Source organism: Agathobaculum desmolans ATCC 43058, from assembly GCF_000701665.1.
In the GTDB taxonomy this organism is placed as follows: Bacteria; Bacillota; Clostridia; order Oscillospirales; family Butyricicoccaceae; genus Agathobaculum; species Agathobaculum desmolans.
The window spans coordinates 1-19,461 of record NZ_JNJN01000016.1 but is presented as its reverse complement, the minus strand read 5'-3'; the positions used below and the strand labels follow the sequence as shown (position 1 = coordinate 19,461).

Annotated in this window: 18 protein-coding genes, 1 tRNA gene, 1 rRNA gene and 1 pseudogene; 8 read left to right on the top strand and 13 right to left on the bottom strand. The window is 55.8% G+C overall.

The genetic code is table 11. The annotated features are described in order from the left end of the window. The 3 genes from T363_RS0105625 to T363_RS0105615 all read right to left on the bottom strand — a co-directional run bounded on the left by T363_RS0105625 (nucleotide 1) and on the right by T363_RS0105615 (nucleotide 2,764). Complete coding sequence (locus tag T363_RS0105625) at nucleotides 1–1,011, bottom strand: PhoH family protein (protein WP_051643117.1); 1,011 nt, start codon at nucleotides 1,009–1,011, stop codon at nucleotides 1–3. A gap of 266 nt (nucleotides 1,012–1,277) precedes the next feature. Beyond that, complete coding sequence (locus tag T363_RS0105620; RefSeq protein WP_031474065.1) at nucleotides 1,278–2,495, bottom strand: sporulation protein YqfD; 1,218 nt, start codon at nucleotides 2,493–2,495, stop codon at nucleotides 1,278–1,280. Continuing rightward, the gene (locus tag T363_RS0105615; RefSeq protein ID WP_031474063.1) at nucleotides 2,492–2,764 is read right to left on the bottom strand and encodes a YabP/YqfC family sporulation protein; all 273 of its coding nucleotides are present in this window, start codon (nucleotides 2,762–2,764) and stop codon (nucleotides 2,492–2,494) included. The genes T363_RS0105620 and T363_RS0105615 overlap by 4 nt, the downstream gene beginning before the upstream one ends. A gap of 88 nt (nucleotides 2,765–2,852) precedes the next feature. Here T363_RS0105615 and T363_RS0105610 point away from each other — a divergent pair, with 88 nt between their 5' ends. The 3 genes from T363_RS0105610 to T363_RS0105600 all read left to right on the top strand — a co-directional run bounded on the left by T363_RS0105610 (nucleotide 2,853) and on the right by T363_RS0105600 (nucleotide 5,687). Further along, entirely contained in the window at nucleotides 2,853–3,890 is a 1,038-nt protein-coding gene (locus T363_RS0105610) for a hypothetical protein (RefSeq protein ID WP_031474061.1), read from the top strand. A gap of 71 nt (nucleotides 3,891–3,961) precedes the next feature. After that, nucleotides 3,962–4,204 carry a hypothetical protein gene (locus tag T363_RS0105605; RefSeq protein WP_031474059.1) on the top strand — a complete coding sequence of 81 codons (243 nt, stop codon included), beginning with the start codon at nucleotides 3,962–3,964 and terminating at the stop codon, nucleotides 4,202–4,204. Then, entirely contained in the window at nucleotides 4,191–5,687 is a 1,497-nt protein-coding gene (locus T363_RS0105600) for a D-alanyl-D-alanine carboxypeptidase family protein (RefSeq protein WP_051643116.1), read from the top strand. Before T363_RS0105605 ends, T363_RS0105600 begins: the two co-directional genes overlap by 14 nt. 385 nt (nucleotides 5,688–6,072) lie before the next feature. Here T363_RS0105600 and T363_RS0105590 read toward each other — a convergent pair whose 3' ends face one another. Then, complete coding sequence (locus tag T363_RS0105590) at nucleotides 6,073–7,203, bottom strand: FtsW/RodA/SpoVE family cell cycle protein (RefSeq protein ID WP_031474055.1); 1,131 nt, start codon at nucleotides 7,201–7,203, stop codon at nucleotides 6,073–6,075. Between the two features lie 162 nt (nucleotides 7,204–7,365). On the opposite strand from T363_RS0105590, the gene T363_RS0105585 reads away from it, so the two are divergent. Next, on the top strand, nucleotides 7,366–9,036 hold the full coding sequence (locus T363_RS0105585; protein ID WP_031474053.1) for a formate--tetrahydrofolate ligase: 1,671 nt from the start codon (nucleotides 7,366–7,368) through the stop codon (nucleotides 9,034–9,036). Between the two features lie 133 nt (nucleotides 9,037–9,169). Here T363_RS0105585 and T363_RS0105580 read toward each other — a convergent pair whose 3' ends face one another. The 3 genes from T363_RS0105580 to T363_RS15060 all read right to left on the bottom strand — a co-directional run bounded on the left by T363_RS0105580 (nucleotide 9,170) and on the right by T363_RS15060 (nucleotide 11,740). Further along, nucleotides 9,170–9,391, bottom strand: a complete 222-nt coding sequence (locus tag T363_RS0105580; RefSeq protein ID WP_031474051.1) for a hypothetical protein — start codon at nucleotides 9,389–9,391, stop codon at nucleotides 9,170–9,172. Between the two features lie 13 nt (nucleotides 9,392–9,404). After that, nucleotides 9,405–10,322 (bottom strand): C40 family peptidase, encoded by a 918-nt coding sequence (locus tag T363_RS15995; protein WP_154658748.1) that lies wholly within the window; start codon nucleotides 10,320–10,322, stop codon nucleotides 9,405–9,407. Between the two features lie 218 nt (nucleotides 10,323–10,540). Beyond that, a complete protein-coding gene (locus T363_RS15060) occupies nucleotides 10,541–11,740 on the bottom strand; it encodes a polysaccharide deacetylase family protein (RefSeq protein ID WP_078096929.1) in 1,200 nt (399 codons plus the stop codon). A 228-nt stretch (nucleotides 11,741–11,968) separates the two neighbouring features. On the opposite strand from T363_RS15060, the gene tsaE reads away from it, so the two are divergent. The 4 genes from tsaE (at nucleotide 11,969) to T363_RS0105555 (ending at nucleotide 14,732) form a co-directional block, all read left to right on the top strand. Continuing rightward, nucleotides 11,969–12,394, top strand: coding sequence for a tRNA (adenosine(37)-N6)-threonylcarbamoyltransferase complex ATPase subunit type 1 TsaE (gene tsaE, locus T363_RS0105570; RefSeq protein ID WP_031474047.1), 426 nt, complete (start codon nucleotides 11,969–11,971; stop codon nucleotides 12,392–12,394). Then, nucleotides 12,391–13,107 carry a tRNA (adenosine(37)-N6)-threonylcarbamoyltransferase complex dimerization subunit type 1 TsaB gene (tsaB, locus tag T363_RS0105565; RefSeq protein WP_031474045.1) on the top strand — a complete coding sequence of 239 codons (717 nt, stop codon included), beginning with the start codon at nucleotides 12,391–12,393 and terminating at the stop codon, nucleotides 13,105–13,107. The genes tsaE and tsaB overlap by 4 nt, the downstream gene beginning before the upstream one ends. A gap of 14 nt (nucleotides 13,108–13,121) precedes the next feature. Continuing rightward, on the top strand, nucleotides 13,122–13,751 hold the full coding sequence (upp, locus tag T363_RS0105560) for a uracil phosphoribosyltransferase (protein WP_031474043.1): 630 nt from the start codon (nucleotides 13,122–13,124) through the stop codon (nucleotides 13,749–13,751). Between the two features lie 375 nt (nucleotides 13,752–14,126). Continuing rightward, nucleotides 14,127–14,732 carry a GNAT family N-acetyltransferase gene (locus tag T363_RS0105555; RefSeq protein ID WP_051643114.1) on the top strand — a complete coding sequence of 202 codons (606 nt, stop codon included), beginning with the start codon at nucleotides 14,127–14,129 and terminating at the stop codon, nucleotides 14,730–14,732. 162 nt (nucleotides 14,733–14,894) lie between these two features. Here T363_RS0105555 and T363_RS0105550 read toward each other — a convergent pair whose 3' ends face one another. The 6 genes and pseudogenes from T363_RS0105550 to T363_RS0105525 form a co-directional block, all read right to left on the bottom strand. Beyond that, nucleotides 14,895–15,530 carry a GyrI-like domain-containing protein gene (locus T363_RS0105550; protein WP_031474039.1) on the bottom strand — a complete coding sequence of 212 codons (636 nt, stop codon included), beginning with the start codon at nucleotides 15,528–15,530 and terminating at the stop codon, nucleotides 14,895–14,897. Nucleotides 15,531–15,624: 94 nt separating this feature from the next. Further along, a complete protein-coding gene (gene nrdG / locus T363_RS0105545; RefSeq protein ID WP_034971785.1) occupies nucleotides 15,625–16,134 on the bottom strand; it encodes an anaerobic ribonucleoside-triphosphate reductase activating protein in 510 nt (169 codons plus the stop codon). Further along, nucleotides 16,134–16,271 (bottom strand): annotated as a pseudogene (gene nrdD, locus T363_RS0105540) (anaerobic ribonucleoside-triphosphate reductase); the annotation flags it as partial. The pseudogene nrdD and the gene nrdG, both read right to left, overlap by 1 nt. A gap of 67 nt (nucleotides 16,272–16,338) precedes the next feature. Then, on the bottom strand, nucleotides 16,339–18,672 hold the full coding sequence (locus T363_RS0105535; RefSeq protein ID WP_031474033.1) for an anaerobic ribonucleoside triphosphate reductase: 2,334 nt from the start codon (nucleotides 18,670–18,672) through the stop codon (nucleotides 16,339–16,341). A 490-nt stretch (nucleotides 18,673–19,162) separates the two neighbouring features. Next, nucleotides 19,163–19,279, bottom strand: a 5S ribosomal RNA gene (rrf, locus tag T363_RS0105530). A 69-nt stretch (nucleotides 19,280–19,348) separates the two neighbouring features. Further along, nucleotides 19,349–19,423, bottom strand: a tRNA-Glu gene (locus T363_RS0105525). Nucleotides 19,424–19,461 lie beyond the last annotated feature (38 nt).

Here is a 19,461-nt window from a genome sequence, read left to right as displayed (position 1 = left end):
TTATCCCCCTTTTCGCCGCAAGGCGGGATGCCGGTTCTCCGGCGGTTTCCCTTTCCCCTTCCGGCTTTCATATTCCGCATAGGCCTTTACAATGCGCTGCACCAGCTCATGGCGCACCACATCCTTTTCTGTCAGGTAACACTGGGCGATCCCTTCCACGCCGCTCAGCACACGCAGCGCCTCTTTCAAACCGGACTGTTTGCCGTCCGGCAGATCGACCTGCGTAATATCGCCCGTAATGACTGCCTGTGAGCCGAACCCCAACCGGGTAAGGAACATTTTCATCTGCTCCGGCGTGGTGTTCTGCGCCTCATCCAAAATGATAAAACTGTCATCCAGCGTGCGGCCGCGCATATAGGCCAGCGGCGCTACCTCGATCGAACCGCGCTCCTGATATTTGGCGAAATTTTCCGCCCCCAGCATATCAAACAAGCCGTCATACAGCGGACGCAGGTAAGGATCCACCTTGCTCTGCAGATCCCCCGGCAAAAAGCCGAGCTTTTCGCCTGCTTCGACCGCTGGACGCGTCAGGATAATGCGGGAGACCCGTTTATCCCGAAACGCCGCAACTGCCGCCGCAACCGCCAGATAGGTTTTGCCGGTACCCGCTGGGCCGACGCCCATCACGATCGTGTTTTTCCGGATCGCTTCCATATACTTTTTCTGTCCCAGTGTTTTAGCTTTGACCGGCTTTCCTTTAGCCGTGATGCAGAGCACATCCCGGCTCATGGTATGCACTTCACTCTCGCGCCCATCGCGCGCCAGACCGATCACGTACTGCACGGTCTGGGTTCCGATCGCCTCGCCGCGGCCGGCCATCGACAGCAGCGCACCAATGGTGCGCGCCGCCAGATCGACCTCCGCCGCCTCTCCCGTCAGCTTCAGCTCGGTTCCCCGGCTGATCACGGAGACACCCAGCTCACGTTCGATCAGCTTGATGTTTTCATCAAATGCCCCAAAGACTGCCATCAGCAGTTCGGTCTGCTCTATCTGTATCGTCTGTTCTATGATTCTTTCCCTGCTTTCCTTTATCTTTTTCTGCCGCCCTGCTCCGTTCCCCGCACGCTAAAAACCTGCCGCCGGCAACTTTTTACGGCTCGCTCTGAACTCGCTCGCCGCCGCGTGAACTCGGACGCGCAGGCGCTTCCGCGCCTGTTTTACGGCGCGTCCTCGCCATCAAATGCCCCAAAGACTGCCATCAGCAGTTCGGTCTGCTCTATCTGTATCGTCTGTTCTATGATTCTTTCCCTGCTTTCCTTCTACCTGTTTCTCTATACTTACGGCAAATCCTCTGCCGTCTCCTCCGGGATCGTGCTGTCATCCAATGCTTCCGCGCCGATCTGCTCCACCGCATGCACGGTCATCCGCAATACCGCCGCGCCATTTTCCTCGCACAGCGTTTCGGTGTGATCCGTCACCGTACCGTCTATCTCTTCCGTTACAGCGCCCAGCGCACGGGAGAGCATCTGTCCACGCACCGCATCCACGGTCTGCGCTGCCGTTTCGCGTTCATAAAATGCAAAGGACTGTATGACAAGCGAAACCGGAAACACCACGCTGTCGGATAAGCGCAGGGTTCGCGTTTCTATTATTTTATCACAAGTCCCCCCTGCAATTCCACTCCCAATATATAAATTTAACCGTTTATTTCCCATAACCAGCGCATATTGCCGCCGCACCTTACCGGTATACTGTTTTTTCGCCATCTGCAAAGGGCGCGCCGCCTGCACCGTATGCGCAGTATACGCCTCCACCGTCCCGCGCGCATGCGCCAAATGATACCCGCCTCCTTCGCGTGTTGGCGGCACCAGCCCGCTGATCAGCGTATCCCCTACGGATACTGCATCCCCCGGCTGCACCACCGGCTGCCCTTCAAGCGCGCGGACCGTGCGCACCACACCGCTGCGGGATGCGACCACTTTGACGACCGCGTCCTGATCCAGCAGTTCTTCCGGTGTTTTCCGCCCCACAGCCTCAACCGTCAGGCTGTTCCCCCGTATATTCAGCGCGAAAAACGTGATATCCGGCTGCCATTGCAGCATGCGCCAGCGGATCGCCGGTACATCGATCGCCCGCAGCGGCGCACCGATCCGCACGCCCAGTGTATCGAGCTGACACATGATCTCCGCCGCCGGCAGACGAGGATCGATCCGGGTTTCGATCGCCCAGAGACGGGTATACATCACCCCGTACAGCGCAATCAATAGCAGCAGACCCCCCCACAATACGACCCGGGGACGCAGGCGCTCTATCCAGAAAGGGGCGCCCTGCCGCCGCACGATATGCACCCGGCAGCCGGTACGCCCCATATGCTGCCGCAGCCGGCGGAAATCCCCGACCGACAGGGTCGCATACAATTCATTCCACGCCGTGCGTTTCATGCGGCGCAAGATCAGGCTGTGCCGGGCACACAGGTTGAGAAAGCGCGGCAGGCTCGCCCCTGTCACCCGCACACGCACTTGCCCGTGTGCCAGCAGCCAAAGCCTGCCGATCATGCGCGTTCCTCCGCCGTGGTATACGCCACGGATACGATTGTACCCGTCACCGCCAGTTCATCCAGCGAGAGCGCAGCCAGCGCCAGCCCGCTCCCCATAATGCATACCTCACAGCCGCTGCACTTGACACGCAGCACATTTTCATCGTACTCCTGAATCCCATGGTGGTTTTCCACCACCACCCGGCTGTTGCCGATGATCTCCACGCGCGGCCGTCCGCCGCCGTGCAGCTCCTCCAGCAGTTCTGCGCCAAGACCCTCCATACCCATGTGATCCCTCCTCTGTCCCCGCCATTGTATGCGGCACGGTCATCAAACTTGCCTGCCCGGCATAGGCTCTTTTATCGAGGTGATCGGCATGAATCTGTTTTTGACCGTTGTATTGTGCGCTGTTTTTCTGCTGCGTCCCGCCGACTGCGCCGCAGGGGTGCACGATGGTCTGTCCCTTGCCGCGCATACCGCCCTGCCGGCGCTGTTCCCCTTTTTCCTAAGCGGGGCTCTGCTCGTGCGCAGCGGTACAGCAGATGTGCTCAGCCGTCTGGCCGCACGCCCGCTCACACGGCTGTACCGTCTGCCGGGGGAAGCGGCAGCCGCCGTGCTGCTCGGCTGGACCGGCGGTTATCCGGTCGGTGCGGCTACAACCGCAGAACTGGTTCGGCAGGGACGGCTCTCCCCGGAGGACGGGGCGCGCGTCAACACCTTCTGCAACTGTGCCAGTCCGGGATTTTGCATCGGGCTGGTCGGCCTGCATGTATGCGGCAGCGCACGTACCGGCGCACTGCTGTACGGCATCCATCTGCTGGCTGCCGCCCTTACCGGACTGATTATCGCCCGTCAGGACAGCGCAGCAGCACGCCCTCCCGCTTCTGCCGTCCACGCCCCGCATGAGCGCTTCGCAGCCGCCTTCTGCGCCGCTGTACAGCAGGCGGCTGCCACTGCTCTGACTGTAACCGCTTTTCTCACCGCCTTTTCCATCCTGCTGCAGCTGCTGAACCCACTGTTCGGCCTGCTGCCCGGCGGCTCTATCGCTCCCGGACTGATCGAACTGACGCGCGGCCTGATGCTTATGCCGTCCCTGCCGCTGTCTGCCGGGGCACGGCTGACGCTATGTTCCTTTCTGCTGGGCTTCGGCGGTCTGGCTGTGCATTTCCAGATCCGGGCGATTGCCGCGCCCTGCGGCCTTCCGGTCACCGGGCTGACTGCTGCCAAGCTGCTGCACGGTGCAATCGCCGCAGCACTTACCGCGGGAATCTGCCGCCTGTCGCCCACTGCACTGACCGTTTTTGCCCCCAACTGTCCTCCGGCTGCCGTACCCCCCGTTCTTCCGGCTGTTTTTGCCGGAGCGACCATACTGTTTGTAATTTACACTGGAAAAAGGGCGGAAAATACGGTATAATGGGTCACAGTATACGGGCTATACACTTTTCTTCGTACAGCCCTGATCAAACAGATGGGAGTGACCCCCGCATGAGGCTGAAAAAGCTGCTGCGAAAAGATATCGAACCACGCTGCACATATTGTGCGCACGGTGTGCCATTAGCGGATGGACAACGCATCGTCTGCCGGCGGCGCGGCGTCGTGGACGGCGCCGATCACTGCCGCGCCTTCCGCTATGATCCGCTGCGCCGTATACCGCCCAAACCGGCAGCGCTGCGCGGTCATTTTACCGATGCTGACTTCTCACTGGGGGATAATGATGAAACCAAATGACCTGCTGCGCCGCATACCTGCGCTGGCGCTGTGCGCCGTACTGCTGCTTACCACGATACCCTTGCCGTGCGCCCTTGCCGCGCCGGAGGACGAAAACGACACCTCCGTCTCTGCCGAAACCGATACCGGCGAGCAAGACGGTACCGGCGAAAATGGCAAAGATACTGCCCGGCCGGGCGCGACCAACAGCACCAACGTTATTGCCGCCGGCTCCGACGCGCCGGCAACCAACGCCGAAGCCGCCCTGCTGATCAGCCCGGATTCCGGCATGGTGCTATATGAGAAAAATGCGGATGAGCGCCGCTTCCCGGCATCCACAACCAAAATCATGACCGCGCTGATCACGCTCGAGCGTGTGAGCGACCTGAACGAAACGGTTACCGCCGAAGCCTCGGACTTCGAGCTCCTTTCGGCGGACAGCTCCACCGCTAACATCAAGGAAGGCGAGCGCGTCACTGTGGAAGATCTGCTGTATGCGCTCATGCTGCCCTCCGCCAACGAGGCCGCGTATATGCTGGCCCGGCATGTCGGCGGCACGTATGAGGAATTCATCAACCTGATGAACCAGCGTGCACAGGAGCTTGGCTGTACCGGCACGCATTTTTCCAACCCCTGCGGCCTGCACGGGGATGACCACTATACCACCGCACGCGACCTGTATAAAATCGCCTACGCCGCCATGCAGGACGAAACCTTCCGCGATATCGTATCCACCGTGCAGCACCGCATGGCAAAAACCAATATGCACGAAGAACGTACCATCTTAACCACCAACAAGCTGATCCTCAGCTCCTATGCGGAATATGCCTACAACCGCTGCCTTGGCGTAAAAACCGGCAACACCTCGCAGGCGGGCAACTGCTTTGTCGGCTATGCGGAATACGGAGATGCCAAGTTGTATTCGGTTGTGATGGGATGCGATGACCATTCGCTTGCCTACCACGAGATCCCCGCCAGCTTTACCGATACCAAGGCGCTGTTCCAGTGGGGTTTTGAAAACTTTACCTCCAAAACGCTGGCGCATCAAGGCGATGCACTGGCGCATACCGCGGTGCGCCTTTCCACGGATACGGACGAGCTGGTGCTGACGGTTAAAAACGATCTGGTTGCACTGCTGCCCAAGGATCTGGAGCTGGATACGCTCACGATTGAGCCAAATATCCCCGAAAGTGTAGATGCACCCATCAGCGCAGGCGATGTTGTCGGCAGCATCACCTACTCCTACAACGGTACCAGCTACGGCACGGTCGAGCTGGTTGCCCTGAATGATGTAACGCTCAGCCGTGTGCTTTATTATTCGGACAAGCTCAGCCATTTTTTCCAAGGGTCGGTTTTCAAAATCATCCTGATCGTGCTGGCAGTATTCCTTGTGCTGTACATCCTGTTCAACCTGACGTTCGGCGGGATGCGCCGCCGCCGGCAGCGGCAGCAGATGCGCTCCCGTTACAAAAACACCAACTACCAGCGTCGAAGAAGGCGATAATGCCGGATGATCGGCAACCGGCAGACAGACCGGTACATCACATAAAAAATCCGCCCAAAAGGCGGATTTTAGCTTGTCAAAAAAGTATTTTGTCAATGGGGATGCACACAATACACGTGGCAGCGCGCATAAAACAGCATTTGCAGCGCAAATGCATAAAAAGTCAGGACATGTGCCTGACTTTTTATACTTTGAGAGAGAAAAAGTTTCTGCATAGGAACTTTTTACTCGTCCATGTTTGGCGTAGTCCAAACATAGATTGTCGGAAAAACGAAGTTTTTCGACAGTCTCAAATCCGCCCAAAAGGCGGATTTTTTCATATGCAACTTCATTTGGCATTACCCCATGCCGGCAGGCAGAAAGCACCGTCCTGCTTTTCCGTGAGTTATTGCAGCCAACTCGGCTTCTCTCGCATCCGGACGCCCGCCGCGATCCCGAGCGCAGCGTACATCGTCACCACCGAAGTACCGCCGTAGGAGAAAAACGGAAGCGTCAATCCCATAACCGGCAGCAGGCCGACATTCATAAAAATATTCATAAAGGTCTGGAACAGGAACATACCGGCTACTCCCACCGCCAGCAAAGCGGAAAAGCTCGTCGAAGCGCGGTAGGAAATATAAAGCAGCCGCAGGATGAGCAGCGTCAGGAGCAGAATGATCAGCATACAGCCGATCAGCCCCAGTTCTTCCCCCGCTACCGAAAAAATGTAGTCGGTCTGGTTCTCCGGCACACGCTGCATCTGCGTCATTGTGCCTTGTGTCAGCCCCTGCCCTGAGATCTGCCCTGAGCCGATAGCGATCTTGCCGTAGGTGGTCTGCCGGGAAACTTCCGGATCGATCGACGGGTCAAACAGCACGAGGATACGCGTGATCTGATAACCCTGCAGCACAAAATTCCACAGCACCGGCACACTGATGATGCCCAGCACCCCGCCGATCGCCAGCCACTTGAGCGATAGTCCGGCCGCAAACAGCATGATGACCGCAATCATCAAATACTGGATCGCCATACCGGTGTCCCCCGAGCTGATAACCACCGCGCCCATCATGAGCAGGGTGTGCAGGCCGATGACAAACAGACCGCGCCACTCGCTGATGTGCTCGCGGATCTCGGAAATATGGGCGGCCAGCGTAAAGATAAAGATCAGCTTACCCAGCTCGCCCGGCTGCAGGCTGGTCACGCCCAGATCAAGCCAAGCGCGCTGACCATTTAACTCGATGCCGAGCGGGGTAAACAGCAGCATCTGCAGGCCGATATTACCCAGCACAAAAATTTTCCACCAACCGCTCATGGTCTCCAGATCAATCAGGCTCATAATAACAAATGCGCCCAAGCCGATCACCACCGCTGCCCCCTGCACAAACAGGTTGCGGGTGCTGCCATCCTGCCATGTAACCGGGTTGAGTGTAGCCGAATAAATCAGCACCATGCCGTACCCCGTGCACAGCAGGGAAAGAACGATCAAATACAGATCGGTGTTTTTAATATAATGCCCGACGGACTTCAAAACATCCATGCCGGCCCTCCTTGCTTCAAGATTTCGATTACCTTATATTTTACCACAGGAAGCGCGCTATTTCGAGTAACAATTTCGGCAAAATTTTCGCCGGTAATGCTGGAAAACTTGGCAGAACATTGCTATAATAGCAGTGCAATCAAATGCACGGGAGGAACTGTTATGCTGTCTGATATCGAAATCGCACAGGGCTGCCAAATGCGCCCGATCACCGAGGTCGCCGCTGCCGCCGGGCTGGACGCAGACGACCTTGAGCTTTACGGCAAGTACAAAGCCAAATTATCCGCCGATGTATGGGGCAAGGTGCAGGACCGGCCGAACGGCAAACTGGTACTGGTCACCGCCATCAACCCCACCCCCGCCGGCGAGGGCAAAACCACCACGACCGTCGGCCTCGGGCAGGCCATGGTACGGCTCGGCAAAAAAGCGATGATCGCACTGCGCGAGCCTTCGCTCGGTCCGGTATTCGGCATCAAGGGCGGCGCTGCCGGCGGCGGCTATGCACAGGTTGTGCCGATGGAGGATATCAACCTGCACTTTACCGGCGACATGCACGCCATCACTGCGGCCAACAACCTGCTGTGCGCTATGCTGGATAACCACATGCAGCAGGGCAATGCGTTGGGGATCGACCCCCGCCGCGTTATCTTCACCCGCGTAATGGATATGAACGACCGCGCCCTGCGCAACATCACCATCGGTTTGGGCGGCAAGGTCAACGGTGTTCCGCGCGAAGACCACTTCATGATCACGGTTGCCAGCGAAATCATGGCGATCCTGTGTCTGGCAGCAGATCTGGAAGATCTGAAAAAGCGTTTCGGCGATATTCTGGTCGCCTACTCCTATGCGGGCGAGCCGATCTACGCGCACGACCTGCACGCCGAAGGCGCTATGACCGCACTGATGCGCGACGCCATTAAGCCCAATCTGGTGCAGACGCTTGAAGGCACCCCCTGCCTGATGCACGGCGGCCCGTTTGCCAATATCGCGCACGGCTGCAACTCAGTGCAGGCAACCAAGCTTGCCCTTAAGCTGTCCGATATCGCCATTACCGAAGCCGGCTTCGGCGCTGACCTCGGCGCAGAGAAATTTATGGACATCAAGTGCCGCAAGGCCGGCCTTGCCCCCGACTGCGTGGTCATCGTGGCAACGGTGCGCGCGCTCAAATACAACGGCGGCGTTCCCAAGGCCGAGCTGAATACCCCCAACCTTACCGCACTGGAGCGCGGTATCTGCAATCTGGACGCGCATCTGGATAACATGAAAAAGTTCGGTGTGCCGGTCGTTGTAGCGATCAATGCGTTCCCATCCGACACGGCGGAGGAAATGGATTTCATCCGTGCGCACTGCGCCGCACGCGGCGTGCGCGTGGCCCTGTCCGAAGTATTCGCCAAGGGCGGCGAAGGCGGCGAGGCGCTGGCAAACGAAGTTCTGTCTGTTCTGGATGAAGGCAAGGCAGATTTCCATATGCTGTACGAGGACGAGCTTCCGCTCGAGGATAAGATCCGTAAAATCGCCAAGGATATCTACGGTGCGCTCGGCGTGACCATCGCCCCGGCGGCACACAAGGAACTCGCCAACATCACCGAAATGGGTTACGGCCATCTGCCGGTGTGCATCGCCAAGACCCAGTATTCCCTGTCCGACGACGCGGCGCTGCTCGGCCGTCCGACCGAGTTTGTGGTCAACGTGCGCTCGGTGCGTCTGGCCGCAGGCGCAGGTTTTGTAGTGGTGGAAACCGGCGCGATCATGACCATGCCCGGCCTGCCCAAGGTACCGGCTGCGGAAAAGATCGATGTAGACAACAACGGAAAGATCACCGGCCTGTTCTGATTTTTCAACAATCACAGCGAAAAAGCCGCCCGAATGGGCGGCTTTTTCGTCAGCACTATCCGGCAAGCGGGATGATGATATCACAATCCGCCGCGCATCTGTTAGTGCGCGATGAGTTTTCTGTGTGCTCCGATCACTTTCGTTTGGCAACAAAAGACGCTACCCAGAAAAAAATCGTGATTGCAAGATAATGGATGTACAGACCCCATGTGGCAGTCCAACGAACGTCCGGGTCATGAATAATTCCGTCAAATATCCCGGCCCATTGCGGGCTATTCACCGCGACCAGAAAATAACCCACACCAACAATGGTCAGCACGGTTGCGATAACCCGCAACACCAGTTTTTCATGCATCGTAACTGCTCCCTCAGTAAGAACGAAGCGTGGAAACATTTCCATTATGGATCGCTGCAGGTGTCACATACCCAACGGCGGGTCTGGTGCAAAGAGAAATCCCTTGTGCCTTATAACAAGCATACGCCAACAGCGAACAGTACCAATTTTCACGGGATTGTGAAATATCGGTGCTAGGACTTGCGAGGTGATAATCTTTACCGTCCTGCGTTTCAGCCCACTCAACCGCGGCTATCATAGTGGACGCATCTGGTAGGGTAGGCCGATCCAAAGAAGATTTTTGAGACACAAATCGCTCATCGCACAGAATCCCATGAGAAACGCCACTCAGGATTGCTTCAAAAGATTTTATATAATATTGATCATATTTATCAGAATAAAATGTGCCAGCAACTAAAACCGTATGTCCGGTAAATCCGCCCCCGCCCGCTCTTTCATAAACCAAATCACCTTTGATTGCTGTGCCCACTAAATTATATCGGGAGCCATATGTAACTGCTCTGGGCAGTGTAGAAACATTATGCCACCATCTATCCTCCAATGACTCACGAAGCTCCGGCCTTTGAAGCGCCATCATCGACGCTCTTGCCTGCCGCGCCGCATCCTCAGCTTGTACATCACTTAGTTTTTTACAAGTCGATAGTTGCGCAACACAATGATCCAGATATTTGTTTACCGAACGGTAAAGTGTTTTATTATATTGCGAAATAAAATCTTCAAGAGATACGGTTGTATACCGATTCCGATTTTCCGCAATACTTGAATAAGTGCGGTACGCCTGCTCTAATTCGGGGTCGATTGTAGCAAAAAAACCGTTTTGAGGAACCACAAAATCATCGGTATGTGCAGCAAATGCAGGGGTGGTCGAACCTATGCAAATACAAATCGACATAAGAACAGCCAGCAACCGACGCGCTCTTGTATATTTCATTTTACTTCCGCTCCCCTCAAACTCTTCCAACTCAGTTTCCAAACCATCAAAATAAGCTGTGCACCGCCTATCTCTTATAAGCAATATATTATAAATGCGTCCCATTTTTCAATATGAATAGTATCCAAAATTTTACTTGATCCTTGTGCAGTTCCAATAACTGTATCTTATAGGCGGAAGAATAAAGCCGTTCCGGCCGGAACGGCTTTTTCCTGCGTTCAGTTCGATGTTTGGTACGGCTGGGACGGTTCCAACCCAACCGCGCATGTTGCACTGTCATAGGATACGCCGCAGTCCAGCGCCTGCGCCAGATCCCGCAGCTTAATATAGTTTTCCCCATCGATTAGATACGCAGTCAGCGACAGCGGCGTCCCATCCCGTGTGATCTGCGATGCACCGGGCGCCGCCTGCACCACAGCCGCGTCGCGCACGCCGGTCAGCTCGGTGCCCAGCGCCTCATACGCCTGTCCGGGGTGCAGCCCGACCGCACCGGTCGCCGCATCATACGATACTGCAAACTGCTTTTCCGTACCGGTCAGCATCTGCGCCGCGTCGCGCAGCTTGATATAATTATTTCCTTCGATCAAAAATGCCGTCGGCACGACGGGCTGTCCCGCCACAGTAAACGGCGCCGGGTTCGGCAGTGCGGAAACCGTCGGCTGCGGCAGCCCGGGCAGCGCACTCAGTGCCGCAAAGGTGTAGCCCTGCATTTTCCATTCCGTGAGCAGACTATCCAAAATTGCAGCATTAGTAGAGGAAACTGCATGCAGCAGTATGATTGCACCGTTATGGACACGGCTGTGCAGGGTTTTCCGCGCGCTCGCGTACGTCGGCTGTGCCGCCGGATCCCAATCCGCGTATGCTACGCTCCACAACGTTGTATGATAGCCGAGCTGCTGTGCCCAGCGCAGGCTTTCATGCGTATACGCCCCCTCCGGCGGCCGGAAAAACGGCGACAGCCTGCGCCCGGTCAGCGCGGTATACTGGGTTTGCAGGCTTTCCAGCTCACTGACAAAACGCGCACGGCTGACACGGGTCATATTCGGATGCTGAGCCGAATGGTTGCAGACCAGATGTCCCTCCGCTGCCATGCGGCGAACGAGCGCGGGCGCGGCATCCAGATAATGGCCGACCACAAAAAACGCCGCAGGCACATGGTGCTTCTTCAATGTATCCAAAATTTTTGCCGTATTGCCATTTTCATATCCGCAGTCAAAGGTCAGATACAGCACTTTATCCGCTGCGCTGCCCATATAATAGGCACCGTACTGTGACAGGGTCTGCACGCTGTCCTCTCCGCTCGGCGGCTGGTTGACGCCGTTGCCGTACCACAATCCCCAGTTGACTGCACCTGCGCACGGCAAGGTCATCGCACACAGAAGCAGCGCCCCAAGCGCCCGCCGAATCTGTTTTTTCATTTGTTCCATCCCCTCTCCTGCTCTTTGAAACCAGTATAACAGCCGCTGCCCCGCTTGGCAATCCCATCCTGCAGCAGTCACCGTTTTGTCACCTTTTGTGCCAAAACAGCTTGCCGCCGGAATATTTATCCCCAAACCGACGCTCGCCGGCTTTTTCCCCGTCTTGCCATTTTTGCCCCGCCGTGATATGATAGACGGGTAATCGAACAGATAAGAAAAGGGGTTCCCATGAATTATATCACCCATTCCCCGGAGGAGACCGAAGCGCTTGGCGCCCAATTTGCCCGCTCGCTCCATCCCGGCGATGTGATCGCCTTTTCAGGCGATCTCGGCGCAGGAAAAACCGCGTTTACCCGCGGTGTTTTGCACGGGCTTGGCTATACCGGCCGCGTGACCAGCCCGACATTTGCCATCGCCAATGAATACGATACACCTGCCGGCCGCGTGGTACACTTTGATTTATACCGCATTCTGGACAGCAACGCCCTGTTTGAGATCGGCTTTGACGAATACCTGAACGGAAGCTGCATCGTACTGATCGAATGGAGCGAAAACGCCGCCGGTCTTTTGCCGGAACAGTACACCACTGTGCACATAGCATACGGTGCTGCGGAAAACGACCGCACCCTCACCATCCAGGAGGTGCACCCATGAAGATCCTTGCCTTTGAATCCTCCTCCGTCTCCGCTTCTGTTGCGCTGACTGAGGATGATATCTTAATCGCACAATCCTTTCAAAACTGCGGGCTGACCCACTCACGCACCCTGCTGCCGCTCGCAGAAAACCTTCTTGCCGGCTGCGGCGTACCGCTCAGCAGCATAGATGCATTTGCGGTGGCGCACGGCCCCGGCTCATTCACCGGCGTGCGGATCGGCGTTGCAACCGTAAAAGGGCTTGCTCTCGGCACAGATAAGCCCTGCATCGGTGTTTCTACACTGGAAGCCATGGCGTGGAACGCCCGCGCACTGGGTGCTGCCCTTTGCTGCGTAATGGATGCCCGTGCCGGTCAGGTTTACAACGCTTTATTCGCAGTAGAAGATCTGACGCCCCGCCGCCTGTGCGCGGACCGCGCACTTAAGCTGACCGAGCTGGGGGAAGAAATCGGCGGCACTCCGTATTTTCTGGTTGGAGACGGTGCAGATCTATGTTATAATACTCTTAAAGAGAGTTGCCCCAGCCTGCGGCCCGCACCGCCCGAGCTTCGTTTTGCCGGCGGCTACGGTGTTGCAGCCGCTGCGCTCCCGCTGCTGCAAGGAGGACAAGCCTGTTCCCCGCAGATGCTTGATGCATTTTACCTGCGACGTCCGCAGGCCGAGCGCGAGCGTCTCAAACGGCTTTCCGGGCAGCAGCAATCCAACCAGATATAAAGGAGATTATGACTATGGCTACCGTTCATGAAATGGATCATCCGCTGATCAAGCATAAGCTCAGCCTGATGCGTGATAAAACCACCGGTGTAAAGGAATTCCGCGAGGCGACCCGTGAGATCGCCATGCTGATGTGCTACGAAGCCACACGCGACCTGCCGCTGAAAGAGATCACGATCGAAACGCCGGTTTCCGAAGCACGTGTGCAGGTGATTTCGGGCAAAAAGATCGCACTTGTCCCCATTCTCCGTGCCGGTCTCGGCATGGTGGACGGCATGCTGGAAATGATTCCCGCAGCCAAGATCGGCCACATCGGTCTGTATCGCAACCCGGAAACCCTGCAGCCGATCGAATACTACTGCAAGCTGCCTAACGACATTCAGGACCGCGATGTACTGCTGCTTGACCCCATGCTGGCAACCGGCGGTTCGGCTGTTGCCGCAATCGACGGCCTCAAGCGCCGCGGCGTCAAGCACATCAAGCTGATGAACCTGATTGCCGCCCCGGAAGGTGTTGCCGCCGTGCAGAAGGCGCATCCGGATGTTGATATCTTTGTTGCTGCAATCGACGCAAAGCTCAACGATCACGGCTACATCGTACCCGGTCTGGGCGATGCCGGCGACCGGATCTTCGGCACCAAGTAATCCCTATACCACGCATTCTCAGAAGCGGATATTGCAGTATTTGCATCACAACTGCATGAAAAGTCAGGACATGTGCCTGACTTTTCATACTTTGAGAGAGAAAAAGTTTGCGTATGAAAACTTTTCCCATCCTTGTTTGGTAAAGTCCAAACGTAGGCTGTTGAAAAAATAATCTTTTTCGGCAGCCCCCGGTGCGGCTGTCAGCCGCACTGCCGCTTTGCTTATCTCCCTGTTTCCGCACGGCACAGCATATTTCCGCGCATCCGATGCGGCATACAGGAAATCATTCGGAACGCCCCGGCGTTCCTGCCCGGTTCTCACGACCGGACAGATTTGTTTGCGGTCTTAGCCGCAGCAGGAAAGGAGAATATAAAAATGGAAGAAAATCTTCAGCTGTTTGAAATGGAATCCGAGCGTCTTCGTTTCCGCCGCCTGCGGGCAGATGATTTTTCACTCATCGCCCCTATCCTGCAGGATGCCGAAACCATGTATGCATGGGAGCACGGTTTTTCCCACGAAGAAGTAATCGACTGGATCGCGGATATGCTGCGCCGCTATCACGAGGATCACTGCGGCTATTTCGCTGCACTGAGCCGCGAAACCGGCGAGCTGGTCGCACTGGCCGGTCCGTTGGTGGAATGTCTCTATGCTGATGAAACCGCCATCGGACTGGGCTACATCGTACGCCGCGATTTGTGGAATCAGGGCTATGGCACAGAATGTGCACAGGCCAGCATCCGATATGCCTTTGATAAACTGGATACCCGGCGTGTGATCGCATCCATCCGGCCGAACAATCTGGCCTCCCTGCGCGTTGCCGCCAAGTGCGAGATGAAACCGGTCGGACAGCTCAATAAAGCCTATCAGGACAAGCAGATCCCCCATATCATCTGTGCGATCGATAAACCCGAACCCAAAAAAGCTGCGGTCTCCCCTGCGGCAGACACCGCCCCCGCTGCTGCGGAACAGCCGTCAAAATAAAATGTCCCGCCCCTTCCGGGCAGGACTCGAATACAATACAGCCGGTCTATGATCTCTCGATCATAGACCGGCTTCTTTTCTCTTCACGGAAGCGGCAGCTCGCAGTCGTGCGGCCTGACATTCGCCATCCATACCCACGGAGTCCTCCAGACTATGGTTATATCAAGCTTTCCGTATGGGATGTCTGATAATGGTTTTATACTTTTCCGGCGCGACCTTCTTTACATCAGACAGGTAAATCTCATGGTGCCATCTGTCCGCGCCCATATCATTTACATAGCCATTTTGCGCTACATATGCATCCATGCGTGCGACCGTTGCCGGTTCATCATCAAATGGGCCTAAATGCATCATTTGAACGCATAAACCCTCATCAATGGTCAGATATTCAGCGGCAGAGCAGTCCAGCTTTTTCTTTTTTGCCGCCGTTTCCACCGCCCAGTCAAAATCCTTTTTCATCACAAAATCCGGAAGCCGAAGGACGGAGACCCAGCAAAAGGATGCCTTATTGGCATAATCTATGCCCTCCTCCATATGCGCTTGATTCCAAAACCCTTCCAGCGGCGGAACGACATATTCAAAAAAACCCTGCATGGCATAGCTATTCCTGTAGCTCATTTTCAAAGTGTAGGCAACCGCATACAGCACACTGATTGCCTGCTGGTATGCGCCGCCCGCTTCATTCGGATCGCCTTTGCCGCGTACTGCGATATAATTGGCCTTCGGCACTGTGACGATCCCCGGTTCCGGTTTCGGCTGATATAACTCCCGGTACGCTTTCTTAAAATCAAACGCCATCCTGACCTCCGTATTCTTGCAAGTGGTTTTATCACTGTTTTGATATAAGCCCTGCAAAACAAATCAGCTCATATCCGCGGGAGGAATATTCGCTTTACCGGTATCGTTCGTCCCACACCGGAGCATTCGCCAACAGCGATTGAGGCACATCCAGCACGCGCTGGTTGCTGCTGCCGCGAAAGCGCAGCTCCAGATTGCGCTCCGCCTCCAGATACGGCCCATCCACCAGCAGATCCAACTGCTCCAACAACCGGCGCACCGCCGGGTTCTCCAACACCATCAGCTGCTCAAAGGTGTAACCGGAGTAAGCCATCAGATGCTTGCCTTTCTTCTTCAGCTCCACTGCCAGCGCATACAGCGGCTCCGGCTGACAAAATGGCTCACCACCGGAAAAGGTCACGCCGCTGACCAGTGGATTGCGGCAGATATCGCGCAGCAAGACATCCAGTTCCACTTCCCTGCCGCCTGCGAAATCATGCGTCTGGGGGTTATGGCATCCGGGACAGTGGTGGGGACATCCTTGTGTAAACACCGTATAGCGGAAGCCGGGGCCGTCCACGATGGACTCCCCGACTGTACCCGCAATGCGTATCACGCCCTCCATTACGCAGTATGCTCCTCTTCGAACGAACAGCAGGACACATTGTGCTTCACGCGGTCATGCTCCTCCGCGCGCTTGGCATTATTGAAACGATCCAGCGTGCCAACCAGATAGCCCGTAATACGGCGGATCCGCTCAAAGCCGACGCCTTCTCCAATCAACTGCTCCTGCATTACCTTTTCTTCCATCGTAGTACGCTTCCTTTCTTTAATCCTTAACGATCTGCAATGTATTGGGCTGACGGTCTGCCTCCTCGGCGGGATCGCCGTGGTAGCCGATCGTCGTACTGTTCAAATGCTTGTACAGGCCGAGCTTGTGCAATTTGGAAAGCGGTACGCCCTCCCCTTCATGCCGGCCGCAGCGCGGACAGGTATCACCGATGATGCCGGTATAGCCACAGACCGGATCACGGTCGATCGGATGGTTGATCGCGCCATAGCCGATGCCGGCTTCCTTCATCGCACGCACAACCGCCTCAAATGCCTCCAGATTCTGCGTCGGGTCACCATCCAGCTCGATATAGCTGATATGGCCGCCATTGGTCAGCTCATGGTAAGGTGCCTCGCGCATGATCTTATCGAATGCGCCGATTGAATAATATACCGGCACATGGAATGAGTTGGTATAATAATCACGGTCGGTCACGCCTTCAATCAATCCGTAACGCGCCCGGTCAAGCTTAACGAAGCGGCCGGACAGACCCTCTGCCGGCGTTGCGATCAGCGAGAAGTTCAGGCCGTATTTTTCGCCCGCCTGATCCATCCGCTGCCGCATGTGGCTGACGATCTCAAGTCCGAGATTCTGCGCCTCGTCGCTTTCCCCGTGATGCTTGCCGATCAATGCTTTCAGCGTTTCCGCCAAGCCGATGAAGCCCATGGTCAGCGTGCCGTGCTTGAGCACCTCACCGACGGTATCATCCGGTCCCAGTTTTTCGGAATCCAGCCACACGCCCTCTCCCATCAGGAAGGGATAATTGCGCACCTTTTTCCCCGACTGGATCCGGAAACGCTCGAGCAGCTGCTCAATAATCAAATCGATCTTACGATCCAGATCTTCAAAGAACCAGTCAATATCACCATGACTGCGGATTGCGATCCGCGGCAGGTTGACCGAGGTAAACGACAAGTTGCCGCGGCCGTTTACGATCTCCCGTGCCGGATCATAGCGGTTGCCGATCACGCGGGTACGGCATCCCATATAAGCCGCTTCGGTTTCCGGATGACCCGGCTTGTAATACTGCTTATTGAACGGCGCATCCAAGAAAGAGAAATTCGGGAACATGCGCTTGGCCGAAACGCGGCACGCCAGCTTAAACAAATCATAGTTGGGATCACCAGCGTTATAATTGACCCCTTCCTTCACCTTGAAGATGTGGATCGGGAAAATCGGTGTCTCTCCATTGCCCAAACCGGCTTCTGTGGCAAGCAGGAGCTGTTCGGTCACCAAACGTCCCTCTGCTGATACATCCGTGCCGTAATTAAGCGAAGAAAACGGGATCTGCGCACCTGCGCGCGAATGCATGGTGTTCAGATTATGTACCAGTGCTTCCATCGCCTGATAAGTCGCCTTGCGTGTCTCTTTATCCGCATACTTGCGGGCAAAACGCAGGCAGCGCTGCACTGTATCCGCATCCATTGTCTCGGCCAGCGCCTCACCCATTGCTTCATCATAACCGTTTCCGCCGGCGAGGCAAGCCCATTTACCGGTCCGGCGCTCCACCTGTTCGGTCAGCGCCCGTGCATCGACCTCATTATTCTCGTCCGCACCGAATACCTCCAGTGCCTTAGCCAGATTATCACGGAACAGCTTGCGGAAAGTCTTCTGAATGCCGGGCGCCATTGAAAAATCAAAGTTCGGCACCGACTGACCGCCGTGCTGATCGTTCTGATTGGACTGTATCGCAATACAGGCCAGTGCTGCATACGAGCGGATATCATTCGGCTCACGTAAAAAACCGTGCCCAGTCGAAAAACCGCCATCAAACAGTTTGAGCAGATCGATCTGACAGCAAGTCGTTGTCAGCGTCAGAAAATCCAAATCATGAATATGGATATCACCGTCTCTGTGAGCCTTCGCATGCGCCGGGTCGAGGATAAACATTTCATAAAACTGCTTGGCGCCTTCCGATCCATATTTGAGCATGGTACCCATTGCCGTATCGCCGTCGATGTTGGCATTTTCACGCTTTACGTCGTTTTCGAGCGAAGACTGGAAAGTCAGATCTTCATACACCTTCATCAGCCGCGTGTTCATCTCGCGCACACGCGTACGTTCATTGCGATACAGAATATACTTTTTTGCCGTACGTGCATGACCGCTTTCGATCAGCACCTTCTCCACTGTATCTTGTATCTGCTCCACCGTTGGAATCTGATCTCCGGCAGACTGCTCAAGCACCTTTTCAACCTGCTCCGCCAGACTGCGCGCCATCTCATAATCCTGACCGCCGGAAGCCTGCGCCGCACCAAAGATCGCCGCTGCGATCTTTTCGATCTCAAAGGGGGCATGACGCCCATCCCGCTTGATAATCTGCTGAATCATAACCCGCTGTACGCTCCTTATCGATTGATTACTGTATCACACAGTCACTAAATTTCGTAGTTGCTCTGCAAAACCGCACCATATATTGTGCCTATGTTCTTTATTTTACTGCCATAAGCGAGCAATGTCAAGGGGCGCGGAGCGATTTGGTCAATGCGCAGAAAAGCAGTGTTTTTTCTTGGTGCTTTCACTGAATTTTCACTGAATGAGCATGTGGACACTGGGGACAATGCCCTGTGGACAACCCGCCAATGTGCAAAACCCTGTGTGCAACTTGTGCAGGATTGGCCGACTATCCCATCTCGGACGACCATTTCCGATACCACAAGATATAGTGCTGCACCACTCTGTAAAAAAAGCCGGCTTGGGCGGGCCGGATACGGTTCAAACCCTTTTACCTCCCCCGAACATGCAGCAGGCGCAGTCCTCCATACAAGAACTGCGCCTGCTAAAAATGAAAAACGGCAGCAACCGAAGTTGCTGCCGTCCGTGTGCGCGCTGCGTTATCTTCCCGGGCCGTCGCCAGCCAAGTATTGTCACCGTAAACGAGCTTAACTACTGTGTTCGGGATGGGAACAGGTGTACCCTCGTCACCATTAACACGCACTATCTGAACTGCACATCTCTGTGCCGCTCTTCTGTTATATCATACCTTCCACCGTCTGTCAACCTTTTTTGGTGACCCGTGGGGGAATCGAACCCCCGTTTGCGGCGTGAGAGGCCGCCGTCTTAACCGCTTGACCAACGGGCCATAACAGCCGACTTCCCGGTATGCTTCGGATCCACCAT

Coding starts and splice junctions, on each gene's coding strand:
- T363_RS0105620 (WP_031474065.1), bottom strand. CDS start 2,495: ATGATCGGCAGGCTTTGGCTGCTGGCACACGGGCAAGTGCGTGTGCGG.
- T363_RS0105615 (WP_031474063.1), bottom strand. CDS start 2,764: ATGGGTATGGAGGGTCTTGGCGCAGAACTGCTGGAGGAGCTGCACGGC.
- T363_RS0105610 (WP_031474061.1), top strand. CDS start 2,853: ATGAATCTGTTTTTGACCGTTGTATTGTGCGCTGTTTTTCTGCTGCGT.
- T363_RS0105605 (WP_031474059.1), top strand. CDS start 3,962: ATGAGGCTGAAAAAGCTGCTGCGAAAAGATATCGAACCACGCTGCACA.
- T363_RS0105600 (WP_051643116.1), top strand. CDS start 4,191: ATGAAACCAAATGACCTGCTGCGCCGCATACCTGCGCTGGCGCTGTGC.
- T363_RS0105590 (WP_031474055.1), bottom strand. CDS start 7,203: ATGGATGTTTTGAAGTCCGTCGGGCATTATATTAAAAACACCGATCTG.
- T363_RS0105585 (WP_031474053.1), top strand. CDS start 7,366: ATGCTGTCTGATATCGAAATCGCACAGGGCTGCCAAATGCGCCCGATC.
- T363_RS0105580 (WP_031474051.1), bottom strand. CDS start 9,391: ATGCATGAAAAACTGGTGTTGCGGGTTATCGCAACCGTGCTGACCATT.
- T363_RS15995 (WP_154658748.1), bottom strand. CDS start 10,322: ATGAAATATACAAGAGCGCGTCGGTTGCTGGCTGTTCTTATGTCGATT.
- T363_RS15060 (WP_078096929.1), bottom strand. CDS start 11,740: ATGAAAAAACAGATTCGGCGGGCGCTTGGGGCGCTGCTTCTGTGTGCG.
- tsaE (WP_031474047.1), top strand. CDS start 11,969: ATGAATTATATCACCCATTCCCCGGAGGAGACCGAAGCGCTTGGCGCC.
- tsaB (WP_031474045.1), top strand. CDS start 12,391: ATGAAGATCCTTGCCTTTGAATCCTCCTCCGTCTCCGCTTCTGTTGCG.
- upp (WP_031474043.1), top strand. CDS start 13,122: ATGGCTACCGTTCATGAAATGGATCATCCGCTGATCAAGCATAAGCTC.
- T363_RS0105555 (WP_051643114.1), top strand. CDS start 14,127: ATGGAAGAAAATCTTCAGCTGTTTGAAATGGAATCCGAGCGTCTTCGT.
- T363_RS0105550 (WP_031474039.1), bottom strand. CDS start 15,530: ATGGCGTTTGATTTTAAGAAAGCGTACCGGGAGTTATATCAGCCGAAA.
- nrdG (WP_034971785.1), bottom strand. CDS start 16,134: ATGGAGGGCGTGATACGCATTGCGGGTACAGTCGGGGAGTCCATCGTG.
- T363_RS0105535 (WP_031474033.1), bottom strand. CDS start 18,672: ATGATTCAGCAGATTATCAAGCGGGATGGGCGTCATGCCCCCTTTGAG.